The sequence below is a fragment of the Caldibacillus thermoamylovorans genome (genome assembly GCF_000751775.1).
GTDB lineage: Bacteria > Bacillota > Bacilli > Bacillales > Caldibacillaceae > Caldifermentibacillus > Caldifermentibacillus hisashii.
Map to the genome: position 1 here is coordinate 103317 of NZ_CCRF01000010.1, position 13833 is coordinate 117149.

14 protein-coding genes and 1 pseudogene are annotated in these 13833 nt (G+C 38.5%); 4 read left to right on the forward strand and 11 right to left on the reverse strand.

Annotation, left to right across the window (positions count from 1 at the left end; all coding sequences use genetic code 11):
- Positions 1-71 precede the first annotated feature (71 nt).
- Positions 72-1175: pseudogene (locus BT1A1_RS01665) on the reverse strand (Rpn family recombination-promoting nuclease/putative transposase).
- Positions 1176-1507: 332 nt separating this feature from the next.
- Between BT1A1_RS01665 and moaC the strand changes: the two are divergent.
- Entirely contained in the window at positions 1508-1996 is a 489-nt protein-coding gene (moaC, locus tag BT1A1_RS01670; RefSeq protein ID WP_108897370.1) for a cyclic pyranopterin monophosphate synthase MoaC, read from the forward strand.
- A gap of 55 nt (positions 1997-2051) precedes the next feature.
- Here the strand turns inward: moaC and modB are convergent, their stop codons facing one another.
- From modB to mobA, 4 genes are all read right to left on the reverse strand, one after another.
- Entirely contained in the window at positions 2052-2714 is a 663-nt protein-coding gene (gene modB, locus BT1A1_RS01675) for a molybdate ABC transporter permease subunit (protein ID WP_034767414.1), read from the reverse strand.
- A gap of 174 nt (positions 2715-2888) precedes the next feature.
- Positions 2889-3668 carry a molybdate ABC transporter substrate-binding protein gene (gene modA / locus BT1A1_RS01680; protein WP_051988950.1) on the reverse strand — a complete coding sequence of 260 codons (780 nt, stop codon included), beginning with the start codon at positions 3666-3668 and terminating at the stop codon, positions 2889-2891.
- Positions 3669-3682: 14 nt separating this feature from the next.
- On the reverse strand, positions 3683-4192 hold the full coding sequence (locus BT1A1_RS01685; RefSeq protein WP_034767418.1) for a MogA/MoaB family molybdenum cofactor biosynthesis protein: 510 nt from the start codon (positions 4190-4192) through the stop codon (positions 3683-3685).
- Between the two features lie 15 nt (positions 4193-4207).
- Complete coding sequence (gene mobA, locus BT1A1_RS01690; RefSeq protein WP_051988951.1) at positions 4208-4822, reverse strand: molybdenum cofactor guanylyltransferase; 615 nt, start codon at positions 4820-4822, stop codon at positions 4208-4210.
- A gap of 126 nt (positions 4823-4948) precedes the next feature.
- Between mobA and BT1A1_RS01695 the strand changes: the two genes are divergently transcribed.
- The gene (locus BT1A1_RS01695) at positions 4949-5656 is read left to right on the forward strand and encodes a Crp/Fnr family transcriptional regulator (RefSeq protein WP_034767420.1); all 708 of its coding nucleotides are present in this window, start codon (positions 4949-4951) and stop codon (positions 5654-5656) included.
- An 84-nt stretch (positions 5657-5740) separates the two neighbouring features.
- On the opposite strand, the gene mobB is transcribed toward BT1A1_RS01695, so the two are convergent.
- The 6 genes from mobB to moaA are packed head-to-tail and all read right to left on the reverse strand — an operon-like array spanning position 5741 to position 10270.
- On the reverse strand, positions 5741-6235 hold the full coding sequence (mobB, locus tag BT1A1_RS01700) for a molybdopterin-guanine dinucleotide biosynthesis protein B (protein WP_034767422.1): 495 nt from the start codon (positions 6233-6235) through the stop codon (positions 5741-5743).
- A 5-nt stretch (positions 6236-6240) separates the two neighbouring features.
- On the reverse strand, positions 6241-6474 hold the full coding sequence (gene moaD, locus BT1A1_RS01705) for a molybdopterin converting factor subunit 1 (protein ID WP_034767424.1): 234 nt from the start codon (positions 6472-6474) through the stop codon (positions 6241-6243).
- Complete coding sequence (locus tag BT1A1_RS01710; protein WP_034767426.1) at positions 6471-6944, reverse strand: molybdenum cofactor biosynthesis protein MoaE; 474 nt, start codon at positions 6942-6944, stop codon at positions 6471-6473. Before BT1A1_RS01710 ends, moaD begins: the two co-directional genes overlap by 4 nt.
- Positions 6944-8200 (reverse strand): molybdopterin molybdotransferase MoeA, encoded by a 1257-nt coding sequence (gene glp, locus BT1A1_RS01715; protein WP_034767443.1) that lies wholly within the window; start codon positions 8198-8200, stop codon positions 6944-6946. The genes BT1A1_RS01710 and glp overlap by 1 nt, the downstream gene beginning before the upstream one ends.
- 12 nt (positions 8201-8212) lie before the next feature.
- A complete protein-coding gene (locus BT1A1_RS01720) occupies positions 8213-9223 on the reverse strand; it encodes a MoeB/ThiF family adenylyltransferase (RefSeq protein WP_034767429.1) in 1011 nt (336 codons plus the stop codon).
- A 36-nt stretch (positions 9224-9259) separates the two neighbouring features.
- Positions 9260-10270 carry a GTP 3',8-cyclase MoaA gene (gene moaA, locus BT1A1_RS01725; RefSeq protein ID WP_034767431.1) on the reverse strand — a complete coding sequence of 337 codons (1011 nt, stop codon included), beginning with the start codon at positions 10268-10270 and terminating at the stop codon, positions 9260-9262.
- Between the two features lie 350 nt (positions 10271-10620).
- Here moaA and BT1A1_RS01730 point away from each other — a divergent pair, with 350 nt between their 5' ends.
- Both BT1A1_RS01730 and BT1A1_RS01735 read left to right on the forward strand, forming a co-directional pair.
- Positions 10621-11814: an MFS transporter gene (locus BT1A1_RS01730; RefSeq protein WP_072012628.1), complete on the forward strand. Its 1194-nt coding sequence runs from the start codon at positions 10621-10623 to the stop codon at positions 11812-11814.
- Positions 11815-12310: 496 nt separating this feature from the next.
- Positions 12311-13582 (forward strand): MFS transporter, encoded by a 1272-nt coding sequence (locus BT1A1_RS01735; protein ID WP_034767435.1) that lies wholly within the window; start codon positions 12311-12313, stop codon positions 13580-13582.
- Positions 13583-13833: the final 251 nt, after the last annotated feature.

The window sequence follows — 13833 nt, forward strand, 5'->3', positions numbered from 1 at the left end:
ACAAAAAAGCCGGGAAGGGAAAACCTCAACCCCGGTTTTTGATTATATATAAAAATTAAGGACTGGCATGTTTAATAAGAAATGATCTTTTTCACATCATCTAAATGATTATAATTAAAAATATTACTCAAAATTAATTCCAATGTTATGACATCAAGTTTCTTTATATCTTCTTTCATTTCCTCTGGCAAACAGCCGAATTTTGCTGTCAACAATTGAAGAGCGGTTTTAGATAATGCTTTTGCTTGCCCCAGTTCAATTCCTTTTTCAATTCCTTTTTCTAATCCTTCTTCCCATCCTTTTTTCATACCTTCTTCTCTTAAAATATCAGCTAATGTCATGGTTACTTCACTCCCCTCTGGAAAAGTTGTTTCAATTTCCCGTCTTATTTTATTCATATCATCTTTTGTTAAGTATTTTGCAGCACTAAAAACATATCGTATCATCGTTTCTAAAAATTCAATGCCTGTTTGTTTATCTTCCAGCTCTAGTAAGTAGTGGATACATTTAAGAATAGAGTGTATGAGTTCGTCGATGTCTTTTGTGAATATATCACGAAGTAGTGTCAGTAGAATCCGGGTTTGTACTTTGCCTTTAATTTCTTCATCAGAAAAACCGGATAAGTCATAAATGATGTAGTCAAAATCCGGGACATGGACCTTGACATCTTTTGGAAGTTCTTCATACCCATTTAGATTGGCTCCCAAGCTTGTTGGAATCGACCAACTTGTTTTTCCATGTTAGATAACGAGTGGGATGACAATCGGTAGCTGCTGTTGCTCTTCCTTATTCATTTTAGCTTTCCAAATTTCAACCATATATTTCAACAGTTGAAGGGAAATCCCTTTATCCGGATAACTTTTGTGCTCAAAAAGAAAGTAAAGATAACCTTCTTTTCCGGATATGTCTACCTTGAAAAGTAAATCGGAAAAACCTTCTTCCAGTTCTTGATTGATAAAGCTATCTTTTTGTGGTTCCAATGTGTTTAAGTCGATAATTTGCAAGACATTTTTGGGCAAATAATGGGTGAGGAAATCCTTAGCTGTTGTCACATTGCCCATTGATTCCCTAAAAAATCGATCATGTGGGTTTTGTATCTTCACGATCAGATTTCCCCTCTTTCCATCAGTTCTATACCCTATATTATACAATTTTATCTGGTTCTTCGCCATCATTTCGTGTAACCGTTCGCATAACAGTGGGGTTGAAATGAATTTTATACCTATCTAATCCTAACTGCATGATCTCGTAGTTCAAGAGTTGATAGGGAAATTTGGTAGGGGAGTACACCATAGTGGAGAACCCTCAAAATAAATTGAATTTCACTATTTTTTCATATACTATTAGGTAGATAAAGAAAACTCGGGCGTCCGAGCCTTTAGGCGATGGCAAAGACGCAAGAGCACTTATACTTAATTCTTAAAATTTCCAACTACGTTGAATTCGCTTCTTTGCTGGAAATTTATACTTTCTTAACGTAAAAAATAGAAAAGACAGGTGAATGAATGTGGCTGAGTTTACCCATTTTAATGAAGAGGGCCGGGCAAAAATGGTTGACATTTCGGTTAAAGAAAAAACATCACGAAGAGCGGTTGCAATATCCAGTGTATTAATGAGTAAAGCCGTATACGAAAATATTACCGAAATGAAGAACAAGAAGGGGGATGTGTTGGCGGTTGCTCAAGTTGCCGGTATTATGGGGGCAAAACAAACATCAGCGCTAATCCCGATGTGCCACCCAATCTCCATTACCGGTGTAGATCTTTCGTTTGAGTGGGAACCGGTTGAAGGTGAGCAGTACAAACTGTTAATCCAAGCCGAGGTTAAGACGGTAGGAAGTACAGGGGTGGAAATGGAGGCACTCACTGCCGCTTCGGTTACCGCATTAACCGTCTATGATATGTGTAAAGCGGTAGATAAAGGTATGGTCATCGGCCCGACCTATCTACTAGAAAAAAGCGGCGGCAAAAGTGGAGACTTCAAACGAGGAGAATAATTAACTAATAAACCGCCCTTAATCAATAAGGGCCGGTTTTTTCACTTTATTTGAGTCAATTTCTGGTCTTGCTTCGATCATTCGTAAAAAACAATAGAATAAAAGAAAATAAGATACTGATTACACAATAGTACCAAGCAGCCGTCATGTTACCAGTTTCAATTGCAAAAAAGATGGCTGTCGGGATTGTTTGCGTGTGGCCCGGAATATTGCCGGCAAACATAAGGGTAGCGCCAAACTCGCCAAATGCCCGTGTAAAACTTAACGCAATTCCCGAAAAAATTGCCCGCGCCGATAAAGGAATTAACTGCCATTTTAACAATTGCCAATTTGATGCCCCGTCGACTTTGGCCGCATCAATAATCGTACGGTCAATGGAGAGAAAGCCGGTTTTCATGGACTGATACATTAATGGAAAAGCAATGACGGAAGCTGCAAGGACGGCTGCCGGGATGGTAAAAATGATACTTCGGCCAATTAGCCATTCAAGAGCTTGACCTATCGGGCTGTTTTTCCCGAAAATGACAATTAAAAGAAATCCGATAACCGTTGGGGGTAGGACTAACGGCAAAAAAATTATCGTTTCGACAGCGGCTCTCCCGCGGAAGTTTTTAAAAATCAGCCAATAGACAGCGATAATTCCGATAAAAAATGTAATGATTGTTGCGACCGTTGCAACAAAAATTGATAATTGCACCGGATACCAAGAAAAACTCATTTTTTATTCACCTAATTTCTGGCAATGGCGAAAAATACAAGGTACAGACAGATCCGGGAGCCCGGCTGTGTCGCTTTGAACATCCCAAATACCATGTGACGAAAAATACAAGGTAAAAATAGATCCCGGGGGCTGCCAACCGTCAAACGTAGTAAGAAAACAAGGACATAACTTTCAATCTCCAACTCTATCAAATCCGTATTTTTTAAATAATTCCATGCTCTCATCACGAAATATAAAGTGGTAAAAATTTTCGGTTGCCTTTTTTTTCGCATCATCGTGCTTATTTCCATCAATAATGCCAAAATAATACTTAATTGGATCATGGGTTGAATCATCAATCCGCTCAACGACCTCAATATGATCTTCACCTAATGTATCACTTACATAAACAATGCCGGCATCGACCGACCTTTCTTTAACAAACGTAAGAACTTGCCGAACGTCCTTTGTATAAACTAAGCGCTCCTGTACATCGCCCCAAATACCAAGATTTTCTAGTGATTGTTTCCCGTAGGTGCCGGCCGGGACCGCATCCGGCGTACCAAGGGCAATTTTTCCATTGGAGTCAAGTAAATCATTGATGGAAGTCAGCTCACCATTTACCGGTTGAATCAATACTAAATGATTTTGCAAAATGGCTTGCCCCTTTTTAATAAATCCAGCTTCATCCAACAGCTTGTAATCTTGTTCTGAGGCTGAAAAAAAGATATCTATCGGTGCTCCTTGTTCAATTTGTTTTCGTAAAGTACCACTGCCGCCAAAGTTATAATTAATTTTAATGTTTGGATATTGATGTTCAAATCCTTCCTTGAGCTCTAAAAGGCTATCGGTCATACTCGCTGCTGCAGATATGGTCAATTCAACTTGATTTCCGCTATCAGCTTTTGGGCTTGTACAACCGGTAAGAATAATCAACAAACTTAATAAAAGTAAATATACTTTCTTAGCCAAAATGATTTACCCCTTTATAAATCTTTATGAATTTCATTAACCGCATGTTTTATTTCCGGTAAAATCAGCTTTTCCATCGCTAATTTCACTGCTCCTGTTGAACCGGGCACCGAGAAGACAATGCGATTATTGGCTATTCCTGCTATGGCACGGGAAAGAATGCTTGCAGAACCGATATCAAATTGATAACTTAAATAACGAAAAATTTCCCCAAAACCGGGCAACTCTTTTTTAAAATATGGACGAATCGCTTCTATTGTTACATCACGCTGAGAAATTCCGGTTCCACCGTTAAAAATGACGGCATCAATCGCATCTTCATGGATGGCAGTCTCCAATGTTTTTTGAATTGACGCAACATCATCCGGAATGATTTCATACATGCCAATATGATGGTTATCAGTTTTCAGCAGTTCAATAATGGTTTGACCGCTTTTATCGGTGTCTTTATTACGCGTGTCACTAACGGTTATCACCGCACAAGTGACCGTTTTGAGCTTGCCTCTGTCATGACAATGTCCCATACGTTTACCTCCAATCTACTTGAGTTCTTCTCCAAATATTGAAACTTCCGGCTGGATATATTGAAAGAAATCAGTTTTCCGGTTAATATTGATGAAAGATTGTTCTATGTTCATCGGAATGTACCGAATATTGAACTTTCCAAGTAGTTGCTGAACCGATCGTTCTCCATTCTCAAGCATATGTCTGATTTCGTCCTTAATTGAGTAGTTATAGATGGCAATCAATGGTTGCTTTTTCCCTGAAACAATGGGTACAATGCCGTCTATATTTTTATCAATGAATTTTATTAACTGTCCAAAAATCGAAGCTTCTACAAAAGGGACATCAATGGGTGTTACCATATACCATGGGGACGCCCGGTACTCCATCGCAGAATAAAGACCAGCAAGTGGTCCTTGACCTCGAAATTCTTTTACATCATTAATAACTGCCACATTATGTCTATCCCTTTTAAACTTTTCTTGCAAATTCGGTTTGGTAACGATCACAATGGATGAACAGAACGGTTGGATGGCATTGATGGAACACTGGTAAAAAGGTATACCGTCAATTTCAGCAAATGCCTTAGGTGAGCCAAATCGACGTGACTCTCCGCCTGCAAGTACAACGCCTTGGTATATATCGTTCATAACTGTTGCCCCATTTCTGTTGTATTTTTTACTATGACAATATTGTTAACATCCCGAAAGAATTCTACCCGTTGTGATACAATATAGTTATGTTTGTAAACTATCATAGTAAAGGGGGGAGAACCTTTGCAAACTTTGTCCAATAAAAGAGAACGGTTATCTGATGAATTACGGCAATTGTTAAAATCGATCGGAACCGTTCGATCAATCCATGAAGATTCTTATCTCTTCCATCAAGGGATGGATGCGAAAGAAATGTATTTAATCAAATCCGGTTTGATCCAAATTAGTATGCTCTCTTCAGAAGGGGAAGAGATGGTGCTCCGGATTTGTAGAACGGACGACATCGTAGGCGAACTGACCCTCTTTTGTGATGATCCGAAGTATTTACTGAATGCAAAAATCATCGAATCCGGAGAAGTATTTGTCATCAACATTGATAAATTACAAAAAGAATTAATGATCAATCACCATTTGTCCATTGAGATGATGAAATGGGTAAGCAACCATATGAGAAAGTTTCAAACTAAATTACGGGACTTACTGCTCAACGGTAAAAAGGGTGCACTGTATTCAACGCTCATCCGCTTATCTAACAGTTATGGTGTTCAAAGGAATGATGGTATTTTGATTGATATGGCCTTCACCAACCAGGAACTTGCCAGATTTTGCGGTGCAACTAGAGAATATATCAACCGGATGCTTGGCGAGTTAAGAAAAAAAGGAATTCTATCCATCGATTCATCCGGTAAAATCTTGATTAAAAATCTACAATATTTAAAGGAAAAGAATCGTTGTGAAAACTGTCCGGTAGAAATTTGCAATATTGACTGATTGCTGGATTTAGCACTTTGGATGGCTTTTGCCACTGGTCATCAGATAGAATGTAAAACGCCCTCCTCAAACCAGAGTGTCTTTTTATTTATTTGGAAAAATTGTTTCGCTAATCCAATGGCATAGTTTCTTTTCCTCACCTTTCAGAAAAGTCGGTAGAGATGGATGATCCATTGGAAACCAAGTCATCACCGCTAAAATATTTGTTAAAGATTTTAATAGATGCTGATCGTTTTTATTTTTTAGTAAAACAATTTTCGGATAGTTTTCATTTTTAAAGCCTTCCACCACTAAAACTTCCGCACCCAATCGTTGGTAAAAGGGGAGGATTTGCGAAAGTTCCCAACGGCCTTGGTTTGCCAGTTGTAAAATATGTTCGCCGGTTACGCCCGAAACAAAGGCACCTGATGTACGATGTTGTTCACTATCCGTATTGGAAATTCCGGCAGGTTCGCCGCCATGTCCGTGATGTTTTAAGGAAGCAACACGAATACCTTTTGTTGTGAATGTTTCGATAAGGTGACTTGCAAGTGTAGTTTTTCCACTGTTTTTATAACCGACAATTTGAATGATGTTCATCCCGGTTACCCCCCACTGACAGGAGGAATTAAAGCTACAACGTCACCTGCACGGATGACGTCATGATCCAATGCATATTCTTCATTGACCGCAACCATGGTTGTCTCCATTTGCGATAAATGGTAGGATTCTGTCAGAGTTTGCTTTAAATCCTTCACCGTTACTTCTGTAATAGCGAGTTTAAGCTCTCTTTGGCCGATTTCATCTTGCAGGTGGGCAAAAAGTAAAACTGTAATCATTCATTATCCCCTTCCATTTTCGGTTTTCCTGTTGGGTAAGCGACATTTTCCAATTGATCACCAATCCATGTTTCACCGTTTTCCCAATGTTCTTTTTTCCAAATAGGGACGATTTGCTTAATGCGTTCAATGGCATATTCGTTAGCTTCATAGGCAGCTTTCCGGTGTGGAGAAGAAACGGCGATACATACGGCAATATCGGAAATATCCAGGCGCCCAATGCGATGGGTGATTGCGATCTTTGTATCCGGCCATTTCCTTTGAATCTCGTCGCCAATGGTCTTTAGCATTTTTTCTGCCATCGGGATGTATGCTTGATATTCCAAGTAAAGCGTCCGTTTGCCTTTCGTCCATTCCCGTACCGTCCCGATAAAAGTTGTCATTGCACCGGCGTTTCGGCTTTCGACTTTTTTTATTAATTGGTCAACCTTGATTGGCTCACTCGTGATTTCAAACAATTTTTCTTTCATCACGATTCTCCTTCTTGATCTTCCAGTAATAAACAGGAAACTTCCATTCCTTTTGTAAAACCTCTTGTACCCCCGGGCAAGTTGATAAGCACATTTGCTTCCGCTAAAGAAGAGACGACATTTGATTTGTCCAAACCAATAGGATAAGCAATGATTTTTCCGTTTTCAAAAGATAAGCGGCCTCGGACAAAGCGGTCGAACGGGTTTGGTTTTGGAAAATCGGAACCGAGAGTTGCAGTCGTCTTTTTCACTATTGGATTTACACAATGTAGATAGGCACGTATCATCGGACGGGTAAATAATTCGAAGCCGACATAACAGGCCGATGGGTTCCCGGATAGGCCAAATAAGAGTTTCCCGTCCTTCACTGCAACGGTTGTCACACTGCCCGGACGCATACCTACTTTATTGAACAAAACTTCCGCACCAAGTTTTTGATAAATGGCTGGTAAATAGTCATAATCACCGACTGATACGCCGCCTGTTGTAATTAAAAAGTCTACTTTATTTAAGGCGTCGGCCACTTGCCTAAAACAAGTATCAAAATCATCATTGAATTGGCCAAAGTTAACAGGTTTCCCGCCGGCCCGTTCGATTTGGGCTGCGACCATATAGGTATTGCTGTTACGGATTTTCCCGGGTTGGAGTGGTTCATCTACCTTTAATAATTCACTGCCGGTTGCAATAATGCCAATCGCCGGTTTCGTGCTGACCGGAACTTGTTTATAACCGAATGTGGCAAGCAAGGCGACAACACCCGGATTTATATACGTTCCTTTTGGGGCAAGGACGGTGCCTTTTTTTGTATCCTCCCCGATTAAGGAAATATTGTCGCCCGATTTTACTTTCCGTCTCACTTGAATGAAAGGTTTTCCGTCTGTTTCAATTTCGCACACTAACTCGAGCATGATGACCGCATCGGCACCTTGGGGAATAGCTGCACCGGTCATAATTCGTACCGCTTGCCCCGGTTGCAGCATATAAGGAAATACACTGCCTGCCCCAATTTCACCGACCACTTCCAATTGAACGGGATTTGTGCTTGATGCATGTTCCGTATCCGCTGCAATGATCGCAAATCCGTCATACGGGGAGCGGTTAAAGAAAGGGACATCATGCGTAGCAATCAAATCGTCACCAAGAAACCGGCCAAAACTTTCTTCTATTGGAAGGAATTCGATTGAGCCGCTTTTTTGATAGGCCATTACTCGTTTGATCGCTTCATCCACTTTAATAGGTTTTCGTTTTTCTACCATTTTTGTTCCCACCTAACCGACTAATTGATAGTAAATAGTTTTTGCAATTTCTTTTGAGTTTGTGCCATGGATTAAAGCCCGTCCATCGCGGAAAAATACAATCCGGTATCCTTTATATTCAACAGAAACAAGATATGGATTGGTTTTTACCGGTCCAACCGTTTGTAGACGACCGGCTAAAGTTTCGATTTCATATGCTCGGTTCGAACGGATCTGGACCGTATTTCTGCCGCAAAGCACTTCTGATTTTGTTTGAAACTCATAGTTTAGATGTGGATAGCTTGGTTCATTTCCGCAAGTCGGACAGGTATCTTTTTTTGCACGTGAAACATTGATCATGTGGTACTGGTTATTCCATAAATCAAAGGTGACCAGTTTTGTCCGTAATGCTTCTGTATCTTCAACGAAAAGTTTAAGGGCTTCCGTTGTTTGATGGGCAGCTACCATTTGTACTGCCGGGGAGATGATTCCAACTGAGTCACAGGTGGCGTTCATCGCCGGTGTTATGTCCAGTAAACATTGGAGGCATGGGGTTTCATTGGGGAGAATCGTATAGCTCATCCCCGTACTGCCGACGCATGACCCCATAATCCAAGGAATATTCATTTTGTGGGTAAGATCGTTCAGGGTAAGGCGAATATCAAAATTATCGGTAGCATCCATGATAAGATCAACATTATCCAAGAGCGGGAAAAGGGACTCGCTTGTCGCATCCATTACATATGCATCAATTTTGACCATTGAATTGATGGCATGTAGCCGATTTTTTGCCGCTACTGCTTTTGGTATTTGGTCAAGGCAATCTTGTTCCGTGAATAAGGTTTGCCTTTGCAGATTGCTATATTCGACATAATCGCGGTCGATGATGGTAAGCTTGCCAATGCCGGCTCGAACTAACATTTCCGCATTCGCCGATCCTAATGCCCCGCAACCGACCATGAGCACATGTTTTTCACTAATTTTCTTTTGCCCGGCATCACCAATTGGTTTGAACTGTTTTTGCCGAGAATACCGATCCATCATAGCCGATGCTCCTTTCTGTTGCTGTCCTTTTGTTAATTAACCGCCGATATAGGACATTTCAATTTTTTTCCGGTTTCTTGCCGTCTCTTCTGTTCGTTCATCGGAGTATCTGTCCGTTCTCGCACCCCAAATCTGCATGATCGTTTCAGTCAGCTTATGATCGTCTGCACCGGATCTGAGTAATTGTTTTAAATCAAAGCCGTCTGTGGCAAACAGGCAAGTGTACATTTTTCCATCTGCCGCAAGTCTAGCTCTCGTACAAGTTGAGCAAAATGATTCAGAAACCGAGGTGATAAAACCGACTTCCGTATTTGTCCCTTTGTAACGATATCTTTTTGCCACTTCGCCTATATAGGACGGGTCGACAGGTTCCAATTCATAATGCGCTGAGAGAAGGGTGTAAATTTCTTTTTTCGTCATAACGTTTTTGAGGTCCCAGCCATTTGTAGAGCCAACGTCCATAAATTCAATATATCTTAAAGGGATGTCGTGCTGTTTGAAATATTCAGCCATAGGGAGAATTTCTTGTTCGTTCATTCCTTTTTTCACGACCATGTTTATTTTGATGTTGAGACCGACTTCTTTTGCTTTATGAATTCCTTTTAAAATATGAGTGGAAGGCACACCACTATCATTAATTTGCTGACATAATTTTTCATCAAGGGCATCGAGACTAACATTTATTCGATTAAGACCGGCATTTTTTAAGTCGCCGGCAAATTTTTCAAGCAGAACGCCATTCGTAGTCAGTCCGATATCTTCCAATCCATCAATTTGTGTCAGCCGCTCGATTAAAAATGTGATGTTTTTTCTTAGAAGCGGTTCGCCACCGGTCAGACGGATTTTTTTTACCCCAAGAGCGACAAAAATTTTTGCCAAACGTTCAATTTCTTCAAAACTAAGGAGTTGTTCTTTCGGCATAAAGGCAAAGTCCCGTCCAAAAACCTCTCTTGGCATGCAATAGCGGCAGCGGAAATTACAACGATCCGTAACAGATATTCGTAAATCATGCATTGGCCTGCCTAATCTATCAGTTAACACCGTCATACGATGATCTCCTTTAATATGACTTCATATATTCATTTTATCTTTTTTTGGGAGTTTCTCTGTAAACTACATCACAATGTCACGAAAAATATGGATAAGCTCTTTTAAAGCATAATCCTTTTTATGATTAGTTTATTTTGGAATGGATAAAGTATGAGTGGGAAATAGAAAAAATCATTTATTGATAAGGATGAATTAAAAAAATTAATCGGTAGGTATAAACTGATTTTTTTGTTTATAATGAAATAATAGTGATATAGATTGAAAGTTTAACATTTATATTTTTTGGGTTTTGAAAGGCAGGTGTATCACTTGCATATGCTTCAAAATAAAAACTTTTTTTAATCTGGATGGCACGAATGATTTCAGGCTTGGGCGATTGGATCTTTCTCATAGCCATGCCACTATATATTTTTGATATTACTAAATCAACTATTGCCACAGGTTCCATGTTTATTATTCAAATGTTACCCCGATTATTATTTGGTTCTATCGCGGGTACATTCGTTGACAAACGAAATAAAAAATGGACTTTAGTTATTGTGGATGTTGTTCGCGCAGTTGCTTTAGCGCTTTTATTTTTTGTTCCTTCAGGTCAATTATGGGCATTTTTAGTTATTGCATTTATTCAAAATCTAGTTGGAACCCTATTCATTCCGGCCCACCGTTCATTATTAGTGGCAACAATTAGCCGGGAAAGATTGGTGGAGGCCAATTCTATTACGGTTGTTAGTGATAATTTTATACGTATAATTGGTCCATCAATTGGAGGCGCTTTACTGGGCATTGCCGGGGTAGAGATAGCCATTGCAACAGATATTTTTTCATATATGATCTCTTCAGTGTTATTATCTTTGGTGGCAGTTAAATCATCTCAACAAAAACAAAAAGGTGCAGAAATTTCATTAAAACAAAAATGGCTGGAGTTTTGGGGAAATTGGTGGAATGGCTTGAAAGTAGTTGGGACAAATCAATTATATTCCACAATTTATTTGATGTTTTCCTTCATTTGGTTGGCTCAAGGAATGATTAATGTGCTGTTTGTCCCGTATGTTATAAATGAAATGGGTCAAACATCCGTTGAGTTCGGCTGGATTGAGTCAGTTCAAGGAATTGGCGGATTGATTGGCGGTTATTTGTTGCTAAAGTTAAACAAAAAAGTAGCCCCCTTTCCTCTTATTATTAGTAGCTTACTGGCAAGCGGCGGATTTGCTCTTTTACAATTTAATATTCCCATTTTATTTTTTGTTTTTATCATGAATGCTTTCCTAGGTATTACGGACGTCATTTCCAGTGTTCGGTTGGAAACGTTATTGCAAGAACAAGTACCTGAAAACTATATGGGGAGAATCTTTGGTGCTTATAATACTTTAATGGCTTTGACCATGTTAATTGGTATGAGTATCGCAAGTTTTTTAGGTGAAATGATGGGAACGGTCATGTTATTAAATATAAGCGCACTCCTCTTTTTCCTAACTGGAATCGTGGGCTATCGAGCATTAAAACAAAATATGAAAGTGTCGCGACATGGAAAAAATGATTAATCCACAAGACGTTTGGATAAACGCTTAACGAGTCAAGAACTGATATCTTCCATTTTCTGTGTCGTCCATTGCTTTTTTCATTCTTTGTTTGCCATTTCTCTGTCCAAAAATACGACTTTTTATCAAATGCAACAGGGCGTATAATAATTGGGCCGTTTTTAATATGAAATTATTAAATTTAAATGATACCTAAACTTTTGAAAAAATAGTTAATTATTTTAATTTCCTATTGACGGATATTGTTGGAAAAAATATAATATTTTTAAATAAAGTTGTTGGGCAAAACGCAAATTGCATTTGTTAATTTTTTTGGAAAGGAGAGTAGTCTAATCCGGACTACTCTTTTTTATACGTTAAGAAAGTATAAATTTCCAGCAAAGAAGCGAATTCGACGTAGTTGGAAATTTTAAGAATTAAGTATAAGTGCAACTACGGCTCTGCTTTCGCCTAAAGGCTCGGCAATCGCCAAGTGTTCTTTAAAGGAGAAATGAGCATTATGGGAATTTTAGCAAATAAAGCCTTTATGCGGTTTTATACAGGTTTTATAATTTCTGAAATCGGTACGAAAATGTTCTATTTATCGATATTTTGGTTTGTACAAGAAAAAACACAAGAACCATCTTATACAGCTTGGCTTGGACTAGCGATTACAATTCCACAATTATTTATGTTTATATTTGGAGTGTTTGCCGATCGATATAATCGAAGAAAAATTATGATTATAACAGATATTTGCTCTGCATTAATTCTACTAATGATTACCACTTACACATATGTTATAGAGTTTTCTATTTTATTTATAGCTGTAATGTTCTCTCTTCTGAATATTTGTAATAACATATTTTTTCCGACTTCAAGAGCTTTTATGCCATCGACTTTACCTGAAGAAAAATTGGTTCTTGGCAATAGTTTATTTGCTACCGGAACCCAAATTTCTACTATTATAGCAAGTACGATAGGTGCCTTTTTATTAAGTAAAGTAAATATTTATCTTTTTTTTATTTTTAACACAATCACCTTTTTGTTTTCTGCTTTTAATTTATTTCTATTACGCTTCGTTTTGCCAAAGGAATCTGTAAATGAGACAGTTCAACCTAAAAACCGTAAAAAAGAAAAGGAATTATTTGCTGTTAAACAGTTCATTAATGATGTAGTTGATGGTTTTCGTGTGATCAAAAGTTCAAAAATACTATTATTTATGATACCAGGTGTTTTTTTAACGAATATTTTCTTTGTAACATTTATTTATTTAACGCCCGGTTGGTCACAAAAGATCCTCCATTCTGGTCCTGAAGGTTATAGTTTGCTGGAGTTGGGGTTAGGTATAGGGACGTTTATAGGGGCTTTCGCATCTGGATGGTTTTCAAAATATATCAATATTAAGCGTGGACAAATTCTTGCTTTTTTATTTCAAAGTACAATCGTTCTTTTCCCGGTATTCCCAATTCTTATCGTCAATGTTTTTATACTCTTTTTATACGGAATTGGTTCAGGTCTGGCAAATGCATATACAATGACTTTAATTCAACATATTATCCCGGACCACCAGAGGGGAAGAGCTTTTGGTACATTGATGTCAATAATGGGAGGCGTTGTTCCAATTGGGACATTTATATGTGGTCTTTTAGTAAATTATATCGGATTAGTTGGAGTTTTTTGGATGTCAGGTATCGTTTGCTCAATCGGTGCATTGATACTAGCATTAACATTTAAGTTTATTCCTATAAAAGAGCAAGATAATAAAAACTTACTCACACAAGTTGAATGATTATCATAATAAATAATAAAAGATATTTGTGGGGATGGCTTACAAGGTTTCTTTTTATTATATTAATAAAGAGATGGGAACCGTTGAAGGATCCCCCTTATTAAAAACGATTTCGATTTAAATTTCCTTCATTATATTTTTTCGGTGCCTGTCCCCGAACACGTTAATATTTTTATGTGTTGAGGGGTAGGCGCCGTTTATTTTTTCCGGGATATTCTAAAATGAGTCAATGGAGCTGTTCCCTCCCCATT

Excerpts from the sequence above, each read along its gene's own strand:
- BT1A1_RS01730 (WP_072012628.1), top strand. The coding sequence starts at position 10,621 with ATGGCACGAATGATTTCAGGCTTGGGCGATTGGATCTTTCTCATAGCC.
- BT1A1_RS01685 (WP_034767418.1), bottom strand. The coding sequence starts at position 4,192 with ATGGGACATTGTCATGACAGAGGCAAGCTCAAAACGGTCACTTGTGCG.
- BT1A1_RS01710 (WP_034767426.1), bottom strand. The coding sequence starts at position 6,944 with ATGAAAGAAAAATTGTTTGAAATCACGAGTGAGCCAATCAAGGTTGAC.
- BT1A1_RS01720 (WP_034767429.1), bottom strand. The coding sequence starts at position 9,223 with ATGATGGATCGGTATTCTCGGCAAAAACAGTTCAAACCAATTGGTGAT.
- moaD (WP_034767424.1), bottom strand. The coding sequence starts at position 6,474 with ATGATTACAGTTTTACTTTTTGCCCACCTGCAAGATGAAATCGGCCAA.
- glp (WP_034767443.1), bottom strand. The coding sequence starts at position 8,200 with ATGGTAGAAAAACGAAAACCTATTAAAGTGGATGAAGCGATCAAACGA.
- mobA (WP_051988951.1), bottom strand. The coding sequence starts at position 4,822 with ATGAACGATATATACCAAGGCGTTGTACTTGCAGGCGGAGAGTCACGT.
- moaA (WP_034767431.1), bottom strand. The coding sequence starts at position 10,270 with ATGACGGTGTTAACTGATAGATTAGGCAGGCCAATGCATGATTTACGA.
- mobB (WP_034767422.1), bottom strand. The coding sequence starts at position 6,235 with ATGAACATCATTCAAATTGTCGGTTATAAAAACAGTGGAAAAACTACA.
- modB (WP_034767414.1), bottom strand. The coding sequence starts at position 2,714 with ATGAGTTTTTCTTGGTATCCGGTGCAATTATCAATTTTTGTTGCAACG.
- BT1A1_RS01735 (WP_034767435.1), top strand. The coding sequence starts at position 12,311 with ATGGGAATTTTAGCAAATAAAGCCTTTATGCGGTTTTATACAGGTTTT.